General features: G+C 66.0%; 5 protein-coding genes. 1 reads left to right on the plus strand and 4 read right to left on the minus strand.

Annotation, left to right across the window (positions count from 1 at the left end):
- Positions 1-42: 42 nt before the first annotated feature.
- The 3 genes from CH295_RS01090 to CH295_RS01100 all read right to left on the minus strand — a co-directional run bounded on the left by CH295_RS01090 (position 43) and on the right by CH295_RS01100 (position 23,140).
- The gene (locus CH295_RS01090; protein ID WP_252341849.1) at positions 43-20,913 is read right to left on the minus strand and encodes a non-ribosomal peptide synthase/polyketide synthase; all 20,871 of its coding nucleotides are present in this window, start codon (positions 20,911-20,913) and stop codon (positions 43-45) included.
- Between the two features lie 283 nt (positions 20,914-21,196).
- Complete coding sequence (locus tag CH295_RS01095) at positions 21,197-21,622, minus strand: PPOX class F420-dependent oxidoreductase (protein WP_094739501.1); 426 nt, start codon at positions 21,620-21,622, stop codon at positions 21,197-21,199.
- A 60-nt stretch (positions 21,623-21,682) separates the two neighbouring features.
- On the minus strand, positions 21,683-23,140 hold the full coding sequence (locus tag CH295_RS01100) for an amidohydrolase (RefSeq protein ID WP_094739502.1): 1,458 nt from the start codon (positions 23,138-23,140) through the stop codon (positions 21,683-21,685).
- Positions 23,141-23,213: 73 nt separating this feature from the next.
- Between CH295_RS01100 and CH295_RS01105 the strand changes: the two genes are divergently transcribed.
- Complete coding sequence (locus tag CH295_RS01105; protein ID WP_094739503.1) at positions 23,214-23,648, plus strand: acyl-CoA thioesterase; 435 nt, start codon at positions 23,214-23,216, stop codon at positions 23,646-23,648.
- On the opposite strand, the gene CH295_RS01110 is transcribed toward CH295_RS01105, so the two are convergent.
- Positions 23,624-25,570 (minus strand): acetoacetate--CoA ligase, encoded by a 1,947-nt coding sequence (locus tag CH295_RS01110; protein ID WP_094739504.1) that lies wholly within the window; start codon positions 25,568-25,570, stop codon positions 23,624-23,626. The genes CH295_RS01105 and CH295_RS01110 overlap by 25 nt on opposite strands.
- Between the last annotated feature and the right edge of the window lies 1 nt (position 25,571).

Here is a 25,571-nt window from a genome sequence, read left to right on the forward strand (position 1 = left end):
TCCTGATCGATCCACGTGCACAACCGGCGAGCTCGGTTCTCGTCACGACGACGCGATCACCGACTCCGCCCGTTCGATCAACGATGCCAGAGCGGTGTTCAGCCCCTCAGCACCGAGGGCGGGCAAGATACCCGGAACCAGTGCCGACAGTGTGACCGTCACCAGAGCCTGCGGCTTCATAGCCGAGCCCATCGTTGCCGACATCTGTGCCAGTTTGGCGTGCAGAGCAGCGAAATCGATCGTCGTCGATTCGTGTTCGAGTGCCACCGCATCGGGTGCGACGTTCGCTGCCCGGGCAACCAGTTCGGGTAGATCGTCCACCGTCTTGGGCTTGGTTCGCGGTGCGAACTCGGCCTTTTCCTCGTCGGAGAGGATGTCGATGGACCGCAGCACCACATCCGGATCCGAGACGACGGCGTTCAGAATCCGCAGCAGTCGATCGGCGAACGTCGCGATCGACGACTCGTCGAGGATCGCCGTCGCATAGGTGAACGTCGCGTCGATGTCACGCAAAGCGCCGGTGTCGTCGAATCTTTCGACTGCGGTCAGCTGCAGATCGAACTTGGCCTGGTCGTCGCCCGCGGGCAAGGCCTGCACCCGCAGACCCGGCAACTCGAACGTTCCGGTCACGTGGTTCTGGAAGGTCAGCATGGCCTGGAACAGCGGGGTGTAGGCACTCGACCGTGCCCGGCCCAGTGCGTCGACGAGCCGCTCGAAGGGGACGTCCGCGTGGCCGAACGCCGCCAGGTCCTTGTCCTTGGCCTGCTGCAGCAGCTCGGTGAACGTGCCGCTCTGATCGAGTCGAGTTCGCAACACGAGCGTGTTGACGAACATGCCGACGAGCTCGTCGAGTTGCTGTTCACCGCGACCTGCAGTGGGAGTGCCGATGCTGATGTCGGAGGAGTTGCTCAGCCTCGAGAGCAGCACGGCGAAGGCACTGTGCACCACCATGAACGTCGTCGCCGAGTGTTCGCGCGCGATCTTCTCGATCGCCGATGCGATGTCGGTGCCGAACGAGAAGTCGTACGAGGCACCCTGCATCGTCGGGCGAGGCGGTCGCGGCCGATCCAGCGGGAGCGCCAACTGTTCCGGCGCTCCTGCCAACTCGGTCGTCCAGTACGCCAGTTGCTTCGCGAGCGGACTCTCGGGGTCGCTCTCGCTGCCGAGCACGTCACGCTGCCACAGCGCGAAGTCGGCGTACTGGACCGGTAGCGGCGTCCATGCCGGCATCTCCCCCGCAACCCGAGCGGTGTAGGCCACCATGACATCACGGATCAGCGGACCCATCGAGAAGCCGTCGGCGGCGATGTGGTGTGCCACCACCGCGAGTACGTGCTCGTTCTCGGCGACCTGCAGCAGCGCGGCCCGCACCGGAACCGACTTCGTGACGTCGAACCCGGCACCGAGGGTCTCGGTCAGGCGCGAGATCACAGCATCAGGTTCCACCCGCTCGGGCGTCAGGTCGACCCGCACGTCGGCGACGGAACCGATCTGCTGCACCGGCCCGTCGACCGAATCGGGGTATGCCGTGCGCAGAATCTCGTGGCGTCCGAGAACGTCGTCGAATGCCCCGCGCAGGGAGTCGATGTCGAGTGTGCCGGTCAGCCGGACCGCGACAGGAATGTTGTACGCCGAGGAACCGGGGTCGATCCGGTTGATCGTCCACATTCTTTCCTGAGCGATCGAGAGCGGAAGCAGATCGGGTCGCTCACGGACGGTCAGTTCCCGGCGCGCACCGCCACCGACGAGCGGGGCGATGTGAGCGGCCAGACCTGCAACGGTGGACGCCGCGAACACTGCTCGCACCGGAATCTGGGCGTCGAGCGCCTGGCCCAGCCTCGAGACCAATTGCGTTGCGACCAATGAGTTTCCACCGAGCGCGAAGAAGTCGTCGTCGAGTCCGGCGCGATCGAGACCGAGTAGTTCCGCCACGGTGGCCGCGACGATCTCCTCGATCGGAGTGACCGGGGCACGGAACTCGGCAACCTCGAACTGCGGTGCCGGAAGGGCCCGTCGATCCAATTTGCCGTTGGCGTTGAGCGGGAGGGCATCGAGGACGACGAACGCCGCAGGAACCATGTACGACGGCACGGCGCGAGCGAGTTCGGCTTCGACACTCGCCACGTCGAGTACAGCTCCGGACTGTCCGACGACGTAGGCGACCAACTGGTCCCCCATCGATTCGCCGGAGTGCACCACGACGGCGGTGTCGGCCACCGTTGCCTGTGTGCGCAGGGCAGCCTCGATCTCACCGAGTTCGATGCGGAATCCGCGAATCTTGACCTGGAAGTCGGCACGCTCGATGTAGTCGAGGCGGGCCGCTGCCGGCGCACCGTCGACGAGCGGAACTCGCCAGCGTACGAGGTCGCCCGTGCGATACATCCGCGTTCCGTTCGCGTCGAACGGATTCGCCACGAACCGCTCGGCGGTGAGGTCTGCTCGCCCGAAGTATCCTCGCGCCAGTTGCGCACCGGCGAGATAGAGCTCTCCGGTGACTCCGGCAGGAACCGGATGGAGGCGAGAGTCCAGCACGAACACGGCGGTGTTGGCCTCGGGCACGCCGATCGGCACGGCCACGGTGTCGGCATCGGTGACCGGGTGCGAGGTCACCGACACCGCTGCCTCGGTCGGGCCGTAGAGGTTGTGCAGCTCGGCGGAACCGTTGTGCCGTCGGAAATCCTGCGCCACCGCTGCGGGTAGTGCTTCACCGATGGCCAGGACGCGTCGCAGATCGGGTGACAGCTCGCCCGCGGCAACAGTGCCGAGCATCGACAACATCGACGGGACCAGATGCAACGTCGTCACCGCGTGCCGACGGACCAGCGTGAGCAGGTAGTCCGGATCGCGATGACCCTCGGGGTTCGCGACGACGAGCCGCCCACCCGAGGTCAGCTGCGACCAGAACTCCCACACCGACAGGTCGAATGTCGCTGCGGTCTTGAGCAGCGAAGCATCGGTCTCGTTCAGGCCGTACTCCGCGCGCAGCCAGTTCAACTGGTTGACGACGGCACCGTGCGAGACCGCCACGCCCTTGGGTCGCCCGGTGGAGCCGGACGTGAAGATGACGTAGGCCGTGTTCTCGGCGGAGAGCACACCGCGGCGCTCGGAGGTCCCCACCGGCGTGGACGACCGGCTCGTGAGATCGAGCTGTGCCAGATCGACGACCGTTGCCGAAGAAGAGATCTCCGGCCCGACGGCACCGGATGTCAGTACGCACAGCGGCGCAGCGGTCTCCAACACGAGCGCGTTGCGCTCGGCCGGCTGATCCGGATCGATCGGGACGTAGGCACCACCGGCCACGGATATGGCGTACATGCCGACGAGCAGATCCACCGATCGCCTGATGGCAAGTCCGACTGGAACTTCGGGTCCGACACCCAGGCCGATCAGGTGACGGGCCAGACGCGACACCCGCTCGGAGAGCTCGCCGTACGTCAGCGTGCCGTCGTCGTGCACGAGGGCAACGGCGTCGGCGTGACGCGCTGCCGAGTCCGCGAACAGATCGGCGAGAGTGCCGCCGACTGCGGAATCGAACTCACGGTCGGTGTCGTTCCACTCGTCGACGATGGCGGGCAGCTCACCGTCGAGGAACAGATCCAGGTCCCCGACCGGGGTCGACGGCGACGCCGCGACGGCGTCGAGAACGGCCTCGAACCGCGCGACGAGCGAGCGAGCGGTGCGCTCGTCGAACAGATCGGTCGCGTAGGTCAACAACGCATCGAAGCCACCGGACGCCTCGTCGTCGCGCGGGGCGTCGGAGACGATCAGGTGCAGGTCGAACTGCGACGTTCCGGTCTCGGTGTCCAGTGCCGAGATGTCCAGTCCGTCGAGCTCGAATTCTCGGCGCGCGAAGTTCTGGAACGAGAAGCCGACCTGGAACAGCGGGTGACGGGCCGTCGACCGGGTGGGGTTGACGACCTCGACGAGCCGCTCGAACGGTATGTCGGAATTGGCGAAGGCCTGCAGATCGGTTTCTCGAGCTACGTCGAGAAGGTCCTCGAAACTCGCTCCGGCAGCCACGTCGAGCCGCAGCACCAACGTGTTCACGAACATGCCGACGAGGTTTTCGATCTCCGCTTCGCCACGACCCGCGATGGGGGTTCCGACGACGATGTCCGGCGATCCCGACATGCGCGAGAGCAGCACGGCGAACGCCGCGTGCACCGCCATGAACACCGTCGCGTTGTGCGCGCGTGCCAGTTCGGTCAGTCGAGCGTGCGCGGCTGCGTCGATCCGGAAATCGACGCGGCTGCCCCGGAAGGTCTGCTCGGCGGGACGCGGACGATCGAGCGGTAGTTCGATCTGCTCGGGCAACTCGGCCAGAGCATTCTCCCAGTACCGAATCTGCTGCGCAGCAATCGATTCCGAATCCTCCTCGGACCCGAGAACCTGTCGCTGCCACAGCGCGTAGTCGGCGTACTGCACCGGCAGCGGTGCCCACGCCGGATCGGAACCGCGGGTGCGCGCGGCATATGCGGTCATGACGTCGGTGGACAACGGCATCACCGAAAGACCGTCGGCACTGATGTGGTGGATGACCATGCCGAGTACGAATTCGGTGTCCGAGACGCGGAAGAGCGCGGTCTTCAGCGGCACCCGGGTCGTGACGTCGAACGTCGCCGACAGCAGTTCCAGAACTCGAGTGGTCACCGACTCCGCGTCGGTGTCGATCACCTCGAGGGTGGTGGGAACCTCCGACATCGGCACTATCACCTGATGCGGACCCTCGGGTGAATCCGGGTACACCGATCGCAGAGTCTCGTGACGCTCGATCACGTCGGAGACCGCACGTTGCAACGCGTCGACGTCGAGACGTCCGCTGAGCCGAAGTGCGAACGGGATGTTGTACGCCGTGGACTGGGAATCGAAGCGGTTGAGGAACCACATCCGCTGCTGCGCGAGCGAGAGCGGCACTCGGCTCGGTCGCGCCGATGCCACCAGCGCCGGACGCGCGCCTGCGCCCGAACCCTGCTCGACCCGCGCAGCCAGAGCCGCGACCGTCGGTGCCTCGAACAGAGCGCGCACGGGAACAGTCGTGTCCGCTGCGGCACCCAGCCTGGACACCACCTGTGTTGCCACCAGCGAATTGCCGCCGAGTTCGAAGAAGTCGTCGTCGAGACCGACACGTTCGACGCCGAGAACATCGGCGAAGACGTCGGCGACCATTTCCTCCACCGGAGTGGTCGGTGACCGGAACTCACGAGTGCGCGCAGCCGGCTCGGGCAGGACTCGTCGGTCCAGCTTTCCGTTGGCGGTCAACGGAATCGCGTCGAGCACCACGAAGGCCGAGGGCACCATGTACTCGGGAAGGTTCTCCCCGATCGCGGCCCTGACGACGTCGATGTCGATGGTCGACTCGGCCGCGGGCACGACGTAAGCAACCAGGCGTGCGGCACCGGGAGTGTCCTCGCGCACGATCACCGCTGCCTGCCCGACGGCAGGAGCGGACGCAACGGCGGATTCGACCTCGCCCAGCTCGATTCGGAAACCGCGGATCTTGACCTGGTCGTCGGCGCGACCGACGAACTCGAGTTCGCCGTCGGTCGACCACCGAGCGACATCGCCGGTGCGGTACAGCACGGATCCGTCACCTGCGAAGGGATCGGCGACGAATCTCGTCGCGCTCAATCCGGCTCGGCCGAGATACCCGCGCGCGACCTGACCACCGGAGACGTACATCTCCCCCGGCACGCCTGCGGGTACCAGCGACAACCGCGAATCCAGTACGTACACCGACAGCCCGGAGATGGCGCGTCCCACCAGGGATCCCGATGCCTGCGCCGCGGACCGCGCGTCCACGACACGGTGCGAGACGTGGACCGTGGTTTCGGTGATGCCGTACATGTTGACCAGTTGCGGGGAGTCGTCGCCGTGACGATCGAACCAACCGGCCAGTCGTCGCAGTTCCAGCGCCTCGCCACCGAACACGATGTACCGCAACGAATAGGCATCTGCCGAGCCTGCGGTGCGATCGACCTGATCGAGCTGGTAGAACGCGGACGGAGTTTGGTTGAGAACGGTGACACGCTCACGAATGAGCAACTCCCGCAATGCTTCCGGCGATCTGGAGGTGAAGTAGTCGACCACGACGACGCTACCGCCGGTGGTCAGCGGGCCCCACAGTTCCCACACCGAGAAGTCGAACGCGAACGAGTGGAACAGCGTCCACACGTCGCCTCGACCGAAACCGAAGTGCCGCGCGGTGTTCGCCAACAGCCGTACGACGTTGCGATGCGGGATCAGCACACCCTTGGGCTTGCCCGTCGAGCCCGAGGTGTAGATGACGTACGCCGTCGCAGCCGCGGTCGCCGGAATCGGATCGGTCGCCGGCAGGTCGCTCTCGGCCGAGGCGGTGTCGATGTCGATCCTGGGAAGCGCTGCGGGGAGCGCCACCTCCACACCCGTCCACGTCAGGACGGCCACCGGACGAGAATCGGTGAGGACGAATTCGATGCGGTCCGCCGGGTAAGACGGGTCGATCGGTACGTAGGCACCCCCGGCTTTGAGCACCGCGAGCAGTGCCACGACGAGATCGGCGGTCCGCGGCAGCACGACGGCCACCAGCGACTCCGGCCCGACCCCCTGGGCGGCGAGAATTCTCGCCAGTGCCGTCGAGGACTCGTCGATCTGTCGGTAGCTCGTGGAGGCACCCTCGAACACCACTGCGGGAGCGTCGGGGTCCTCGGCCACCCGAGCGGCGAAGAGATCGACGATCGTGTCGAGCGAATCGGCGACGGCAGGCGCGTCCTGGGCGAGTGCGAGAACACGGCCGCGTTCGGCTTCGTCCATCACCGGGACATCGCCGATTCGCTGACCCGGGTCGAGTGCCACGGACTCGAGGACGCGGATCAGACGTTCGCCGATTGCACGCGCCGTGCTGTCGTCGTACAGGTCGCGGGCGAAGGTGACGTCGATGGTCATGCCGCCGTCGACGTGGTTCTCGGTGAACGTGAACTGAACGTCGAACTTGGCCGTCTCGACCTCGAGGTCGACTGCGCGCACGCTCAGGCCCGGGAGTTCGAGCTCGGTCTGCTCCATGTTCTGCACGGTGAGCATCACCTGGACGAGCGGGTGACGAGCCGCCGACCGCGGTGGGTCGAGTACCTCGACGAGCCGCTCGAACGGCACCTCGGCGTGGGCGAACGCCGACAGGTCGGTCTCGCGTGCCCGCGCCAGAAGCTCGGTGAATGCGCCGCCGTGATCGATATCGGTGCGCAGCACCAGCGTGTTGACGAACATTCCGATGACGTCGTCGAGTGCGGCCTCGCCGCGCCCTGCGACCGGTGTACCGATCGCGATGTCGGTCTCTCCGGACAGTCTTGCCAGCAACACGGCGAGCGAGGAGTGCAACACCATGAACAGCGAGCTCTGGTTGGCGCGGGCCACGTCGCCGAGGCGTCCGTGCGTGTCTGCATCGAGGGCGAGGGTGATGTTGCCGCCGCGGTACGACGACCGATCCGGGCGGACTCGATCGCCGGGGAAGGTGACCTCGTCCGGCAGCGAAGCGAGTGCCCGAGTCCAGTGCCGAATCTGGTTCGAGACCGGTGACGTCGGATCGTCCTCGGAGCCGAGAACGGCCTGCTGCCAGAGCGTGTAGTCGACGTAGCGGACGGCGAGCGGAGCCCAACCGGGCTCGGTGCCCGCGCTGCGCGCCGCGTACGCGACCATCAGATCCCGAGTCATGGGACCGATCGAGAATCCGTCTGCGGCAATGTGATGGGTGACGAACGCCAGAACGTGGCGGTCCGAGTCCAGCTCGAACAACGCGGCACGCAACGGCGGCGCAGTGGTGACGTCGAACCCGCCCATGGCCAGCGCCGCCAACGCCGACGGCAGTTCGGCCGTGGTGGTCGCCGTGGGCACCAGATCCGGAACCACCTGCTCAGCCGGAACGATCACCTGAGAAGCGACACCGTCGACCTCCGGGTAGACCGTTCGCAGCGACTCGTGCCGCTCGACGACGTCGGCCACGGCCGCGCGCAAGGCGGGGATGTCGAGGGCGCCGCCGAGATCGATGGCGACGGGGAGGTTCTCCGTCGCGGACTCGGGGTCGAACCGGTTGAGGAACCACATGCGGCGCTGCGCGAGCGAGAGCGGTACCAGATCCGGCAGATCGGTGCGCACCAGAGGAATTCGACGGCCCGAACCCGAGAGCTCGTCGAGCCTGGCCGCCAGGGCGGACACGGTCGAGGCCTCGAAGATGGTCCGGACGGTCACCGTGGTGTCGAGTGCCGCGCCGATTCTCGACGCCACTCTCGTGGCGACGAGGGAGTTGCCGCCGAGGGCGAAGAACTCGTCGTCCGCACCGACCACATCGATTCCGAGGACATCGCGGAACACTTCTGCCACAACGGTTTCCGATGTGGTGGCCGGCGCACGGAAAGCACGCTGCTCGATGTTCGGCTCAGGCAGCGCACGACGATCGAGCTTGCCGTTGGGCGTCAGCGGCAGTGCGTCGAGTACGACGGTCGCGGCCGGGACCATGTAGCTCGCGAGCGAGCGCGACGCGAACTCCGTCAGTTCGGCAACGTCGACGGTTCCGCCGACAGCGGGTACGACGTAGGCGACCAGTTGATCGCCCGCGGCAGCTGTCTGCCGAACCAGAACGACGGCCGATTCCACGGACCGATGCTTGCGCAGCACGGTCTCGATCTCGCCGAGTTCGATTCGCAGTCCGCGGAGCTTGACCTGGAAGTCGGTGCGGCCCAGGTATTCCAACCGTCCCGAACCGGAGGGCACCGCACGCCAGCGCACCAGGTCACCGGTGCGGTACATGCGCGTGCCCGGTTCTCCGAACGGGTCGGGAAGGAATCGATCGGCCGTCAGGTCCGTTCGTCCGAGATATCCGCGGGCCAGTTGAACTCCGGCGAGGTACAGCTCGCCCGCCACCCCGGGAGCGACCGGAGACAGTCGCGCGTCGAGGACGTACGTTCTGGTGTTCCACACCGGGACACCGATCGGCACGAGGTCGACGTCCGCCTCCGACACCGCGTGATAGGTGACGTCGACGGCAGCCTCGGTGGGACCGTAGAGGTTGTGCAGCGCCACGCCCGGCAGCACCCGTCGGAGCCGATCGCCGACCTCCGCGGGCAGCGCCTCTCCGGACGCGAACAGAGTCCGCAGAGAGGTGGCAGCAGTCGACGGCGCTGCTGCCACGACGGAAACGAAGACCTCGAGCAGCGAGGGTACGAAGTGTGCCGTCGTGACCGACTGCGCCTCGATCGTCTCGAGCAGGTACTGCGGATCACGATGACCGTCGGGTTTCGCGATGACCAACGTGGCGCCGATCTGCAACGGCCAGAACAGCTCCCATACCGACACGTCGAACGTGACGGGGGTTTTCTGCAGCACGACGTCGTCGGTGGTGAGCTCGTATTCCGACTGCATCCACAGCAGGCGGTTCACGATCGCCTCGTGGGTGACGGCCACGCCCTTGGGCTGCCCGGTCGAACCCGACGTGAAGATGACGTAGGCGGTGTTCGACGGTGCCAGCGCACGGATTCGGTCCGCGTCGGTGATCGGCGTGTCGGAGAAGCCGGACAAGTCGAGGGTGTCGATGTCGAGGACCTCGACGCCGTCGGCCTCCACCGTGTCTCGTGACGTGGTCAGCACGCAGACCGGTGCCGCGGTTCCGAGAATGTGTGCGATCCGCTCGGCCGGCTGATCGGGATCGATCGGTACGTACGCGCCACCGGCGGCGATGATCGCGTGGATTCCGACGAGCAGTTCCACCGAGCGACGGGCAGCGATGCCCACTGCGCTCTCGGGTCCGACACCACGGTCGATCAGGAAGCGCGCCAGCCGAGCGACCCGTTCCTGGAATTCTCCGTAGGTGAGCGTGTCGTCTCCGAAAACCAGTGCGGTGGAGGACGAGTCGACCTGTCCGGCGAGGGAGGCCAACGTCTGTGCTCGGTCGACCTCGTGCTCGGTGTCGTTCCAGTCGACCAGCACACGCCTGCGTTCGACGGGCTCGAGCAGTTCGATGTCGCCGACCACGGTCGAGAGGTTGTCGGCGACGGCTTCGAGAACTGTGATCAGGCGATCGCCCAGCGTGACGACCGTGGCTTCGTCGAACAGATCGGTGGCGTAGGTGACGTCGACGGTCATGCCCTGCGGAGCGCCGCTGGGTCCGATCGACTCGACGAAGGTGAACTGCAGATCGAACAGTGCGACCAGCGTCTCGAAATCGACACCGGAGACCGACAGTCCCGGCAGTTCGAGATCCTTCTGTCCCAGGTTCTGGAACGCGAGCACCACCTGCACGAGGGGATGACGAGCCGTGGATCGGGCGGGGTTGAGGATTTCGACCAGTCGCTCGAACGGTACGTCCACGTGGGCCAGAGCCGACAGGTCGGTCTCGCGGGTGTCGGCGAGTACCTGGTCGAATCGACGCGCCGTGTCGATCTCGGTGCGCAACACCAGCGTGTTGACGAACATGCCGATCAAGTCGTCGAGGGCAGCTTCACCGCGTCCGGCGACCGGGGTGCCGATCGCGATGTCGGCTTCGCCGGACAACCGCGACAGCAGTACGGCCAAGGAGGTGTGCACCACCATGAACAGCGAGGCGTTCTCTGCTCTGGCGGCATCGATCAGTGCGCGGTGCAGATCCTCGTCGATGGAGAAGCGCACGAGCGCACCACTGTTCGACGCCACGACGGGCCTCGGGCGGTCGGACGGCACGTCGAGCTGGTCCGGCAGGCCGGCCAGAGCGGTTGTCCAGTAGTCGATCTGCTGCGAGACGACAGACTGCGGGTCGTCCTCGGAACCGAGTACCTGGCGCTGCCAGAGGCTGTAATCGGCGTAGTCGATCGGCAGCGGAGACCAGAAGGGCTCCTGGTTCAGCGAGCGAGCCGCGTACGCGTTCATCACGTCTCGGGTCAGCGGGCCCAGCGAGAACCCGTCGGCCGCGATGTGGTGGACGACGAACACCAACAGGTGCTCGGTGGGGCTGACCTCGAAGAGTCTGGTTCGGAAGGGCAGGTCCTTCGACAGGTCGAATCCAGTGGTCGCCAGTTCTCGCAACGCATCCGCGACCTCGTGTGCGGCGATGTCGATGGGAGTCAGATCCGGCGTGGCCGAGGCTGCGTCGACGATGACCTGGTGTGCGGTTCCGTCGGTCTCCGGGAACACCGTGCGCAGGGATTCCTGCCGAGCCACGACGTCCGCGACCGCGATCTGCATTGCGCGGCGGTCCAGCAGACCGGACAGTCGCACGGCGATCGGAATGTTGTTGGCTGCGGATTCGACGTCGAACTTGTTGAGGAACCACATTCGCTGCTGCGCGAGCGACAACGGAATGTGTTGCGGCCGTTGCTGAGGCACCAACGGCGGGCGGCTTCCCGTGGCGACCAGTGTGCCCAACCGCGCGGCCAGATCGGCCACCGTGGAGGTGTCGAACAGCTCTCGCACCGCGATTCTGGTGTCCATGGCCACGCCCAGTCGCGAGACCAGTTGCGTTGCGATGAGGGAGTTTCCGCCGAGCTCGAAGAAGTCGTCGTCGAGACCGACACGCTCGACTCCGAGGACCTGGGCGAAGACCTCGGCAACGGTGCGTTCGATGTCGTTGGTCGGTTCCCGGTACTCGGTCACCTCGAAAGCGGGATCGGGTAGCGCCTTACGGTCGAGCTTTCCACTCGCGCCGAGCGGAAATTCCTCGAGCACGATCAGCGTCGACGGCACCATGTACTCCGCGAGCCGAGACCGCAGCGCGCCGAGGACGGCACCGGTCTCCACCGAGGCACCGGCCGGTACGACGTACCCGACGAGTTGCTCGTGGCGGACCACGACGACCGCCTGGGAGATCGAGCGTTGTGCCAGCAATGCCGATTCGATCTCGCCGAGTTCGATGCGCAGGCCGCGCAGCTTCACCTGGAAGTCCGACCGTCCCACGTATTCGAGCTCGCCGTTGCGGTTCCACCGCACGACGTCGCCGGTGCGATAGAGGCGCCGCCCGCCGGTAGCGAACGGATGTGCCACGAAGCGGTCCGCGGTCAGGTCCGAGCGTCCCACATATCCACGTGCCAGCTGAGTACCCGCGAGATAGAGCTCACCTGCGACACCGACGGGAGTGGGATTCAGTCGCGAATCGAGCACGTAGACAGAGGTGTTCCACACCGGTGCTCCGATGGGCATCACCTCCGAATCCTCGTCCGTGACAGCGTGATAGGTCACGTCGACGGCAGCCTCGGTTGGGCCGTACAGGTTGTGCAACTCCACTCCAGCGATTGCCCGCCGTAGCGCGCGGGCCGTGGTGGGAGCCAATGCCTCACCGGATGCGAACACCAACCGCAGCGAGGCACCCGACGCTCGGCGACGCTCCACCTCGGGTACGAACACCGACATCATCGACGGCACGAAGTGCACCACCGAAACATGCTCGCGAGCAATGACATCGAGCAGATACAGCGCATCCCGATGACCGTCCGGAACAGCGATGGCCACCGACGCCCCGTTCTGCAGCGCCCAGAAGAACTCCCACACGGACACATCGAACGTCGACGGAGTCTTCTGCAACACCACGTCCTCGGCGGTCAACCCGTACTCGTGCTGCATCCACAACAACCGATTCACGATCGCCTCGTGCGAGACACCCACGCCCTTGGGACGTCCCGTCGAACCCGATGTGAAGATCACGTACGCGAGATTCGACGCCCGCAACGGTGCCGTGCGCTCGGCATCGGTCAACGGTGCCGCAGACAGACCCGACACGTCGACGGTGTCGATGTCGATCGTCTCGACCCCCGCGAACTCCACGTGATCACGCGTCGTCGACAACACCCGAACCGGAGCCGCCGTGGCAACGATGTACTCGTTCCGATCCGCCGGTTGCGATGGATCGATCGGCACGTATCCCGCACCGGCCTTCACGATCGCGTACATACCCACGAACAGGTCCAGACTCCGCCCGATCGCGAGCCCCACCAGCGAATCAGGCCCAACCCCGGCCGACACCAGAAGTCGCGCAAGACGATTCGCACGCCCCGCGAACTCCGCATAGGTCAACCGCTCACCCTCGAACACCAATGCTCTGGCATCCGGAGTCTCGGCCACCTGACGATCGAACAGGTCGACCAGCGTCACCCGGTCCGGTACCTCGTGTTCGGTGCGGTTCCACGCTGTCACGACTCGGTCGCGCTCGCCGTCGTCGAGAAGGTCGATGTCTCCCACCGACAGCGAGGGATCTGCCACCACGGCACTGAGTATCCGCACGAAACGTTCGGAGAACCCTCTCACCGTCGCGGCGTCGAACAGGTCGGTCGCGTAGGTCAACTCGGCGGCCATGCCCTGTCCGCGACCGTCCACTCCGATGGACTCGGTGACGGTCAGCTGCAGGTCGAACTTCGCCACCTCGGCATCGAGGGCGACGCTGTCCACCGACAGACCCGGTAGGTCGACGTGCGTGCGGGTGAGGTTCTCGAACGAGAGCATCACCTGGAACAGGGGGTGCCGCGCCTGCGATCGGGACGGATTGAGCACCTCGACCAAACGCTCGAACGGCAGATCGGCGTGTCCGAACGCGCCGAGCGCCACTTCGCGGGCGCGCCCGATCTGCTCCGAGAACGTCCGACCCGACTCGATGTCGGTGCGCAACACGAGGGTGTTGACGAACATGCCGACCACGTCGTCGAGGGCTGCGTCGCCTCGGCCTGCGACCGGAGTACCGATCGCGATGTCCTCGGTGCCGGACAGGCGTGCGAGCAGCACCGCCAGAGCCGCGTGGACGACCATGAACAGCGATGCGTTGTGCGTGTGGGCCAGCGAGGACAGGCCTCGATGGACCTCGGCCGGTACATCGAATCGGATCGACGATCCTTGGTAGGACTGACGATTCGGGCGCGGCCGATCGGTCGGCAGATCCAGCTGATCGGGCAGACCGGCAAGCATGTCGGCCCAGTAGTCGACCTGACCGGAGATCAGCGATTGCGGATCGTCCTCGGAGCCGAGAACCGAACGCTGCCACAGGCTGTAGTCGGCGTACTGCACCTCGAGCGGCATCCACGCCGGGTTCTCCCACGCGGTACGCGAGGCGTAGGCGATCATGAGGTCGCGGGCCAGCGGACCCATCGACCAGCCGTCGGCCGAGATGTGGTGCACCACCATGGCGATGACGTGCTCGCGAGGACCGATCTCGAAGAGGCGGGCCTGAATCGGAACGTTGACCGTCACGTCGAACGTCGTCGACGCCAGTGTGAAGACCTGCCGCTGAATATCGGCTGCGGACGTCGGAATGGGCATCAGGTTCGGCACCGTCTGAGCGGCGTCGAGGATGGACTGCTGCGGGCCTGCCGCGGCGTCCGGGTAGACCGTGCGCAGCGATTCGTGCCGGTCGATCACGTCCATGATCGCAACCTGCAGCGCGGCGACGTCGAGTTCGCCGGTCAGTCTCAGTGCGAACGGAATGTTGTACGCGGTGGAGTCGGCATCGAATCGATTGAGGAACCACATTCGCTGCTGCGCGAGCGAGAGCGGAATTCGCTCGGGCCGCACGGTCGCGACGAGTGCGGTGCGGCCGCCCTCCCCTGCGGCCTGCTCCACCCGTACTGCGAGCAGCGCCACGGTCGACGCCTCGAACAGCATGCGCACCGGCACGGTGGCATCGAGAGCGACTCCCAGGCGCGAGACCACCTGTGTGGCGATCAGCGAGTTACCGCCGAGCTCGAAGAAATCGTCGTCGAGACCCACGCGCTCCACCCCGAGAACGTCCGCGAAGACGTCGGCAACGATCTCCTCGATCGGTGTCGTCGGGGCACGGAACTCGCGCACCTCGAACACCGGAGCCGGCAGTGCCCGGCGATCGAGCTTGCCGTTGACGGTCAGTGGGATGGCGTCGAGCACGACGAACGCCGACGGCACCATGTACTCCGGAAGTACCTCGGCGATACCGGTTCTGATGTCTTCGATGTCGACGATCGGCCGACCCTCGACCGCAGCGGACACCACGTAGGCGACCAGTCGAGCTGCACCGGGCGAGTCCTCGCGAACGACCACGGCGGCCTGGGTGACGGTCGGCTGCGCGGTCACCGCCGCCTCCACCTCGCCCAGCTCGATGCGGAAACCACGGACCTTGACCTGATCGTCGGAACGACCGAGGTATTCGAGTTCTCCTGCGGCGTTCCACTGTGCGAGGTCACCGGTTCGGTACAGCAGCGATCCGTCGTCGGCTCCCGACGAGAAGGGGTTCGCCACGAAGCGAACCGACGTCAGCTCCCGGCGACCGAGATAACCGCGGGCGAGTTGTCCACCGGCAACGTACATTTCGCCGGGCACCCCGACCGGAACCGGATGCAGGCGGATGTCCAGCACGAACACCCGCAGTCCGGCGATGGGCTTGCCGACCACCGAGGCACTGGTCTCGACGGACGCGGCATCGAGCGCACGATAGGACACGTGCACGGTCGTCTCGGTGATGCCGTACATGTTGACGAGCTGGGGCGAACGGTGCCCGTGCCGCTCGAACCACCCGGTCAGACGCCGTTGTTCGAGGGCTTCACCGCCGAAGATCACGTAGCGCAGTGACAGTTCGCCATGATCGGTTGCCGTCGTGCGATCGGCCTCGGACAGCTGATAGAACGCCGACGGCGTCTGGTTGAGCACCGTGACCTGCTCGTCGACGAGCAAGCGGTGGAATGCCTCCGGCGACCGCGAGGTGAAGTAGTCGACGACGACCAACGTGCCGCCGTACAGCAACGGGCCCCACAGCTCCCACACCGAGAAATCGAAGGCGTAGGAGTGGAACATCGTCCACACGTCGTCGGCACCGAAGCCGTAGACCGAATCGGTGTTGTCGAGGAGCCGAACGACGTTGCGATGCGGAATCATCACGCCCTTGGGGCGGCCTGTCGAACCCGAGGTGTAGATGACGTAGGCGACGTTGTCGGGTCGCAGCGGACTCGTCCGGTCCTCGTCGGTGAGACGATCGCCGGACACCGACGACAGATCGACGGTGTCGATGTCGAGCAATGCTGCGCCGGTACGAGATTCGACGTCGGACGGCAGTTCCACTCGGTTCGAGCCGGACAACAGAACGGTTGTGGGCCGAGCGTCGTCGAGCATGTACTCGACTCGGTCGAGTGGGTAGCTCGGATCGACGGGGAGGTATCCACCGCCGGCTTTGATCACCGCGACGAGCGCGACGACGAGTTCCGCGGACCGCGGAAGGGCGACGGCGACCAGGCTTTCGGGGCCGACGCCGTGGGAGATGAGAACGCGGGCAAGACGGTTGGAGTGCGCGTCGAACTCGGCATAGGTCATCGACGAGTCACCGAAGCGCACCGCGACGCCGTCCGGGTGACGTGCGGCAGCGGCGTCGAGCAGATCCACCAGGGTCAGCTCACGAGAGACGTCGTCTCCCGATGCGTTCCACTGCGACACCACGGACCGGTGCTCCGCGGCATCGACGATCGCGACGTCGCCGACCGGCACCGTCGAGTCCGTGGTGACCGCGTCCAGAATCGCCAGGAAGCGACGAGCGAAACTCTCGACGAGATCGGCGTCGAACAGATCTGTGGCGTACTCGAACACCGCGTCGATACCCGCGGGTGCCCCGTCGTCGAGATGCTCGGTCAGCCACAGCTGTACGTCGAATTTGGCGATGGGAACGTCGAATTCGGCGGCTGTGGCGCGCAGGCCACCGACGGTGAGTTCACGAGACATCGCCGATTCCAGCGAGATCGCGACCTGGAACAGCGGGTGCCGGGACGTCGAACGCACCGGGTTCAGCACCTCGACGAGGCGCTCGAACGGCACGTCTGCATGCGCGAACGCGGACAGGTCCGTGTCACGAACGCGCGAGAGGAGTTCCTCGAACGTCAACGCCGGATCGACCTCGGTGCGCAGTACGAGCGTGTTGACGAACATGCCGACCAGGTCGTCGAGTGCTGGTTCTCCGCGACCGGCCACGGGCGCACCGATGGCGATGTCGGTGGTGCCACTGAGCCGGGCGAGCAGGAGCGCGTACGCGGACTGCATGACCATGAACAGCGAGGCGTTGTTCGCCCGGGCCAGGCTCGCCAGCGAGGCGTGCAGATGCGCAGGCACGTCCACCCGAAGCTTGCTGCCCGCGTTCGAGGACACTGCGGGGCGAGGCCTGCTCGACGGCAGTGCCAACTGATCGGGAAGATCTTCGAGAGTCGCGCTCCAGTACGCGATTTCGCGCGAAGCCAGGGACAGCGGATCGGTCTCGGGACCGAGCACCGCTCGTTGCCACAGCGCGTAGTCGGCGTATTGGACCTCGAGCGGCGTCCACTCGGGTGCGCGCCCCTTGACCCGGCTCGAGTAGGCCACCAGCACATCCCGCGCCAGCGGACCGAACGACGCCCCGTCGGCGGCGATGTGGTGCAGCACCATCGCGAGTTCGTGCTCGGTCGGTGAGATCTCGAAGAGTGCGATGCGGAACGGTGTATCGACCGTGACGTCGAATCCCTTGGCGACCAGTTCGTGCAGGCGACCGCCCAGTTCGTCGCGTTCGATGCGGACCGGCAGAATCGTCGCCGGAGTCCGCGCCGCCGTGAGCACAACCTGTTCCGGTGAGCCGTCCACCTCGGGGTAGACGGTGCGCAGGGTCTCGTGTCGGTCGACGACGTCGGCGAATGCGGCCGACAGGGCGACCACGTCGAGCGGCCCGGTCAGACGGACGGAGAACGGCAGGTTGTACACCGCGGTGGTGGGGTCGAAGCGGTTGAGGAACCACATACGCTGTTGCGCAGGAGAGAGTGGAATACGTTCGGGCCGTTCCCGCGACTCCAGCACCGGGGTGTCCGCCCCGAGCCGAGCCGCCGATTCGGCCCTGGCCGCCAGCGCGCCGACCGTGGGAGCTTCGAACAGCTCACGGACGCCGAGGCGAACTCCGAGAGCGCTGCCGACTCGCGTCACCAACTGGGTGGCGATCAGAGAGTTGCCACCGAGCTCGAAGAAGTCCTCGTCCAGACCGACCTTGGAGGCACCGAGCAAATCCTCGTAGATACCGGCGACGACGTACTCCGCCCGGCTCTGCGGGGCCCGATACTTCTTCGCGCTGCTGAACACCGGTTCCGGCAACGCTTTTCGGTCGAGCTTGCCACTGGTGTTCAGTGGCAGGGCGTCGAGGACGACGACCGCTGCAGGCACCATGTACGACGGTAGGGCGTGGCCGGCGAACTCGATCGCCGCGGCGGATTCGATGGATCGTCCCGGAGCCGCGACGACATACGCCACCAACTGATCACCGGTGACCGTCTGGACCACCAATACCACTGCCTGCGATATCGATTCGTTGGCGAGCAGAACCGTTTCGATCTCGCCGAGCTCGATGCGTTGTCCGCGGAACTTGACCTGGAAGTCCGTCCGGCCGATGTAGTCCAACACTCCGTCGCCACGCCAGCGCACGAGGTCACCGGTGCGGTACATCCGCTCGCCGCCGGTGCCGAAGGGGTTGGCGACGAAGCGATCCGAGCTCAGATCCGGTCGGCCCACGTAGCCGCGCGCCAGCTGAACTCCCGCGAGGTACAGCTCGCCCGATTCGCCGATCGGGGTCGGTCGTAGCCGACCGTCGAGAACGAAGGCCTTGGTGTTCCACTCGGGCACACCGATCGGAACGGTGCGGGTGTCCTGCGGTCCGCTGGGGTGATAGGTGACCGAGACCGCGGCCTCGGTGGGGCCGTAGAGATTGTGCAGCCCCGCCGAGCACAGTGCGCGGAACGACGCTGCGGTCTCGACCGGCAATGCCTCGCCGATGACGAACACGTGGCGCAACGAACTGCAGGTACCCGTCGGCGCATTGGCCACGAACACCGTCAGCATCGACGGCACGAAATCGGTGATGGTGACCCGATGTTCGGCGATCTTGTTGGCCACGTAGACCGAATCGCGATGCCCGTCGGGAGTGGCGAGCACCATTGTCGCGCCGACCCGCAGAGGCAGGAAGAATCCCCAGAGCGAGACGTCGAAGGTGGTGGCCGTCTTCTGCAGATAGACGTCGGATGCATCCATCGGATACTCCGACAGCATCCACTCCATCTGATTGTCGATCGCCGCGTGTTCGACCGCGACGCCCTTCGGCCGTCCGGTCGAACCGGAGGTGTAGATCACGTACGCGGTATTCGAGAGTCGCAGTGGCGCAGTACGTTCGGCATCCCGAACGGGTGCCGTGGACCGCGACGCGCAGTCGACGAGGTCGACCGCAACCGTCTCGGTTCCCTCGGGCAGTTCGACGTCGTCGTGCGAGGAAATCAGCACGCATCGCGGCTGTGCCGAGTCGAGAATGTACGCGGTACGATCGGCAGGGTGGTCGGGGTCGATCGGCACCCAGGCACCGCCCGCCGCCACGATCGCGTACATCCCGACGACGAGGTCGAACGAACGGCGGATCGAGAGTCCGACGAGAGTCTCGGGGCCGACACCCATATCGATCAGGTGACGAGCCAGGCCGTTCACTCGCGCGGAGAGTGCACCGTAGGTGACCGACTCGCCCTCGTACACCAGGGCCGTCGCGTCGGGGTGTGCGGCCGCAGCCGCTTCGAAGGCGGACAGCAGCGTGCGTGGCTCGGTCTCGTGCTCGGTGGCATTCCACTCGGCCACGACGAGTTCGCGTTCGCCACCGTCGGTCAGTGCCAGATCCCACACCGCGCTCTTGGCTCCCGCCGCCACGAACCGGGCGAAGAATTCGACGAACCTCTCGTGGTTCCGCCCGGACTGCTCGGGTCCGTACAGATTGGGGTTGGACTCGAAGTCGATGTGGGTGGTCGACCCGGCAACGCTGGTGTAGAGGTTGAGCCCGAAATCCTCGATGAGGCCGGTCGAGAGAATGTTGATGCCGCCGACCATCGAACCGAGGCGCACCTCGCCGAAGAACAGCATGATGTTGACCCACGGACCGAAGAACGAGGCCTGACCGCTGGCCGCTCCGGAATCGCGCCGAATGTCCTCGTGCCGGTATCGCTGGTGCCGCAGGGCCCCGGAGACCTCGGCGTTGACGCGCGCGAGCAGCGTCTCGACGGTGGTGTCACCCGACACGTCGAGTCGGAGGGGAACGACGTTGGAGACCATGCCGCCGGAACGGCGCAACACCGCGGTGGTGCGCGCGGTGACCGGGAGCGAGAGCACGACGTCCTCGCGTCCGGTCATCTGCGCGAGGTAGGCGGCGAAGCCGGCGATGACGATGGTTGCCATCGTCGTGTCGGTCTCGCTTCGCAGGGCTTCGAGTCCGTCCATCGTCTCGGCGGACAGGGCTGTGCTGTCGATCTGACTCGTCGCCGCCGGTGCAGCCGTGTGACCGGCGAGGGTGGTGACTCCGTCGATACCGTCGATCCGCGACGCCCAGTACTCGCGGTCGGCCTCGAAACGGCTCGAGTCGCGGTAGGCCACGTCGATGTCGTAGACCTTCGTCAGGTCCGACGCCAGGTTCTTGCTCGGTTCGGTGCCCTCCACCGCCGCGGTGTAAAGCTCCGCCGCACGGTTCATGAACGTGACGGCACCGAATCCGTCGAGCACGACGTGATGCACGCGCTCGTACCAGAACCAGACGTCGTCCTCGAGGCGCAGCACGGTCGCGGCGATCAGTCGGTCGCGCAGAATGTCGATCGGCGCGCTGTAGTCGCCGTGCATCCACGCCAGGGCCGCTGCACGAGGATCGGCCTCGCCGCGTAGGTCCAGGTAGTTCAGGGAGTCGTCGAGGGTGGGATCGACGATCTGCCGGGGCTCGGCGTCGATCTCGACGATGCGCACGAATCCGGACTGCAGTTCGAGTGCCGCCTGTGAGGATGATCGACGAAGCAACTCCACGTCGAGCTCGCCGTGCAGCTCGATGTACTGGGCGATGTTCGCGGGTACCGAGGGGTCCACATGCTGCGCGAACCACATTCCCAATTGGGCCGGTGACAGGGGGAACGACGAATGCTCAGGACTGCCGACTCCGTCGTCGTGTCCAGCACCTTCCACACCTAGCGGGTCCAATCGATTCCTCTCTTTCCCACAATCACACGCGCCCCCACCGGCTGCCGAACCGGCAGCGATCGGCGGGCACCGAACACGTCGAGCAAGTTGCTTACTTCGTTCTCTATTTTCTCACCGGGAGCAACTCGAAGTTACCTTTCAGTACATATCCGTACGTATGTACCGGACCGTTACAAGTCGATACCCGATCCGAGCCGACCCGACACACTCCGACTCGATTCGGCACCCGGTCAATCTACAGTGCCGAACGTGCGGCGACCGTCGGTCGTCATGCCGTCATGTCGAAAGCGGCGATGACCTTGTTCGGTGTCACCCGAACGATCAATTCGCCCGGAACACCGTTGCGTGCGCCGAACTCCTCGGCGCGATCGCGGCCCATGTACCTGGCCCCGAGCTCGGTGGCGGTGCGGAGCAACTCCGCGGGGTTCTCGTCGACCGACGCGATGCCCTGCACCTGGACGAATCCGTACGGCGGCTCTTCGAGATCGACGGTCAGCACGACGCGGGGGTCACGGCGAATCGACTTTCCCTTCGCCGTGTCGGCCCCGGTGTTGAACACGATCTGGTCGCCCTCGACGAGGAACCAGATGGGTGCCACCAGGGGCCTTCCGTCGGAGGCGAGGTATCCGAGCTTGCCGGTGCGGGTACCCGCGGACAGAAACTCGCGTACGCGCGGATCGGTGATCGACGTCATCGCAGTCACGCTACGCGGCCACACCGACAAGATCGATCCGTGGGCTTCGCCTCCGTGCTCCTACACAGCAGCTGCGTGAGTGAGCGCACCGGCGCAGATCGTGGCTCTGATGTCGGTCTCGGCGAGATCGTGCACCGAGCGGTGCACGGGATGCTCGACCAGAACGACGATGTCCGCTGCATCCCCCTCTCGGAGCGCGCCGCGGCCACCGCACGCCGCGCGCAGTGCCACCTCGAGGGGCACGGCTTCGTCCAGGTGCCACGGGGGTCGGTCGTCGTCGGTACGGAACACCGCTGCGGCGACTCCCGCCAACGGCTCCGGTGGACTGACCGGGGCATCGGAACCGAAGAGCAAGGTCGCACCGCTTCGGTGCAGCGAGCCGTAACCGTAGGCCACCGAGCGCCGTCCGGCCCACAGGTCCTCGGCGATGTCGCGATCGGCCATCGCGTGCTGCGGTTGCACCGATGCCACGACGCCCAACGCAGCGAAGCGCGCGACGTCGTCCGGCAGTATCTGTTGCGCGTGTTCGATGCGGCCACCGCAGCCGGCGCGCTCGAATGCATCGAGGGCGATGCCGTTGGCGCGGTCACCGATCGCGTGGATGGCAGGCACGATTCCGCCTCCCGACGCCCGCGAGACGAGCCGGTACAGATCGTCCCGAGTTTCGAGCAACAGCCCGTACGCGTCGTCCCCGTCGATGCCCGGGTACCGATCGTGGCAGCACGCGGTTCGGGTGTTGAGCGAACCGTCGAGCATCACCTTGAGCGGTCCGCGGCGGATCAGTTCCGACAGAGCCGAGACGTCGCCGGTGCGCTCGCCGCGCTCGAGTGCCTCGTCGAGCCATTGCGGCCACACGGTCGTGTCGACTCGCACCGCAGGAGAACCGGCCGACAGCCGTCGATCCCAGACCGTCTTGTTGTCGGCGAACTCGAAATCGACGACGCCGGTGACGCCACGGACCGCCAGTGCGGCGGTCGCGTCGAGCACGGCCCGATCGAGTTCGGCCGGATCGTCCTGCTCCTCGAGCGCCATGACCGCTTCGAGACCGTCGACGTCGCGCAGCACACCGGTGGGGTGATCGATACCCAGATCGTCGAGCAACGCCGGGCTCAGCCACAACGTGTGCAGATCCATGCTCGTCATCGCCACGCGAGCACCGGGCAGCGCATTCTCGAGCAGGTCCTTGTGTGGCTCCTCCGGCCAGTGTGCGTCACGGAAGCCGTTGGCGCGCACCACCGATTCGCCTGCCGTACGCGCGTAGGGGTACACCAGGGCGACCGCGTCGGCAGCCGATGCGGCGGACCCGACATCGATTCGCCTACGGGCAGCCGCCCACTGCGTCAGGTGCACGTGAGAGTCCACGAACCCGGGCAACGCCACCCCGCCCCCACCGTCGAGCACCTCCTCGCCCCGTGCGCGCCTGGTGCCCGCCGGAGTGATCGACGCGATGACCGATCCTGCGAGTTCTATGTCGAAGAGCACGCCGGAACCATCCAGTGCGACATTGGCGATAATCACTCCTGGGACTCTAGAGCGTCGTGGTCACGGGCGCGCATGCCATCCTCTAGCAATGAAAACAGAGCCTGGTGCGATGCAGACAGAGCCGGCCGGTCCCGTCGGATATCACGCGAGCGTGACGGTGCGATGGTCCGATATGGATGCCTTCGCGCACATCAACCATGCACGGATGGTCACCTTGCTCGAAGAGGCGCGCATCGAATGGCTGCTCAGCGAGGGCGAGGCCAACGAGTCTCTGATCAAGAGTGCGTTGATCGCGAATGTGACCATTGCGTACAAGAAGCCGCTCCGGCATTCGGACGGTCCGCTCGACGTCACACTGTGGTTCGAGAAGGTGCGCGCTGTCGATTTCACCATCGGGTACGAGGTCCGCGCCGCGGGCGCGGCACCGGAATCGCCGCCCGCCGTGGTGGCGACGACCCGGATGGCGATGGTCGACGTCGGTGCCGAGACCCTGCGCCGCATCGCGCCGGAGGAAAAGGCCTATCTCGCGCGCTGGAGTCGCTGAAACTCGGTCGCCCGGTCGACGAACCACGCCAACGCAGCCGGGTCGTCGACGGCACTCGAATCGAGAGTGCCTGCGGCAGTGGCACCTTGGAAGAGCCGTTTGAGCGGTACCTCGAGCTTCTTCCCGGTTCGAGTGTGGGGTATCGCGGGCGTGGCGATGACATCGTCGGGAACGTGTCGCGGCGACGCCTGCGTTCTGATGACGGATTCGATGCGTTCACGCAACTCGTCGGTCACGCCGTCCGGGACCACCACGAACAGGGGCATCCAGTATCCGCCGTCGGGTAGCTCGATGCCCAGAACGAGCGCCTCGGTGACCTCGTCCAGAGATTCGACGGCCTGATAGATGTCGGCGCTCCCCATACGAATTCCGTTGCGGTTGAGCGTCGAATCCGACCGCCCGTGTACGAGAACACTGCCGTGATCGGTCATGGTGATCCAGTCGCCGTGCCGCCAGATTCCCGGATAGGTGTCGAAGTAGGCGTCCCGGTAACGAGATCCGTCCGCGTCGTTCCAGAAGTACAGCGGCATCGACGGCATGGGCTCGGTGACGACCAACTCACCGACGGTGCCACGGACTGCGTGGCCGTCCTCGTCGTAGGCGTCGAGCGCGACGCCGAGGAACGGCACCGACAGCTCCCCGGCCCAGACCGGCGCGGTCCGCACTCCCCCGGCGAATGCCGACACCACGTCGGTGCCACCGGAAATGGAGAAGACCGGCACGTGGGCTCCGATGTTCTCCGACAACCAGATCGACGACGTCGCAGGCATCGCAGATCCGGTGATCCCGACGGCTCGCAGAGCCGACAGGTCGTGATCGGTGCCGGGATGCGCGTCGGCCTTGATGCACGCGAGCACATAGCCGGGGCTGGTTCCGAGATACGTCACACCCAGCCTGGCTGCGATGTCCCACAGCGCATCCGGCGTAGGGAACGACGGATTGCCGTCGGCGCACACGATCGTGGACCCGGCCAGTAGACCGGCGACCTGGAAGTTCCACATCATCCAGCTGGGGCTGGTGTACCAGAAGAACACGTCCTCGGGGCCCAGATCGGAGTGCAGCGCAACGGATTTGAGATGCTCGAGCACCACACCGCCGTGACCGTGCACGATCCCCTTCGGTAGACCGGTGGTACCCGAGGAGAACACGACCCACAGCGGGTGATCGAAAGGCACTGCTAACGGACTCAATTCGCGACTCTGAGCTGTTGCGGAAGACCAACTCACCGCGTTTCCCGACGCCTCGCCGACCGTCACCACGACCCGCAGTGTCGGCAGCCCCGACGTGAGCGCGTCGACATCGGCGGCCTTGTCCCTGAACTTCCCTCCGTACATGTACCCGTCGGCAGTGATCAGCGCCGTGGGTTCGAGCTGGCCCAGACGGTCGAGTGCCGCCGAGGCCGAGTAGTCCTGCCCGCACGCGGACCACACCGCACCCAGGCTCGCGGTCGCCAGGAATGCGATCACCGCCTCGGGGACGTTGGGCAGATATCCGACGACGCGGTCGCCGCGTCGAACTCCCGCGCCTGCGAGCGTCCCCGCCAGCGCCCCGACCCGATCGATCATCTCCTCCCACGTCACGGTCCGCGTCGAACCGTCTTCGCGGGCGTGGACGATGGCGGCGCGACCGGGTCGAGCATGCCTGATCACCTGGTCCACGTAGTTCAGCTGCGTACCCGGAAACCACTGCGCTCCCGGCATATCTCGCTCTGCGAGCACCGTTTTCGGCACGCTGGAGGAGCGGACCTCGAAGAAGTCCCACACCGCTCGCCAGAACAGTTCCAACTCGTTCGTCGACCATCGCCACAGAGCCGAGTAGTCCGGTAGAAGCACATCGTGACGTTGCGCGACGAAGCGCGCGAACTCGGTCACCCGAGCCTCGGCGAGATCGGAATCCGTCGGCGTCCACAGCGCACTGATCATG

The organism is Rhodococcus sp. 14-2483-1-2, assembly GCF_002259405.1.
GTDB lineage: Bacteria > Actinomycetota > Actinomycetes > Mycobacteriales > Mycobacteriaceae > Rhodococcoides.

Bases quoted from the DNA above. Each gene is read 5' to 3' on its own strand.
- CH295_RS01095 (WP_094739501.1), bottom strand. From the start codon at position 21,622: ATGACGTCGATCACCGATCCGCGCGTACGCGAGTTTCTGTCCGCGGGT.
- CH295_RS01110 (WP_094739504.1), bottom strand. From the start codon at position 25,570: ATGATCAGTGCGCTGTGGACGCCGACGGATTCCGATCTCGCCGAGGCT.
- CH295_RS01105 (WP_094739503.1), top strand. From the start codon at position 23,214: ATGCAGACAGAGCCGGCCGGTCCCGTCGGATATCACGCGAGCGTGACG.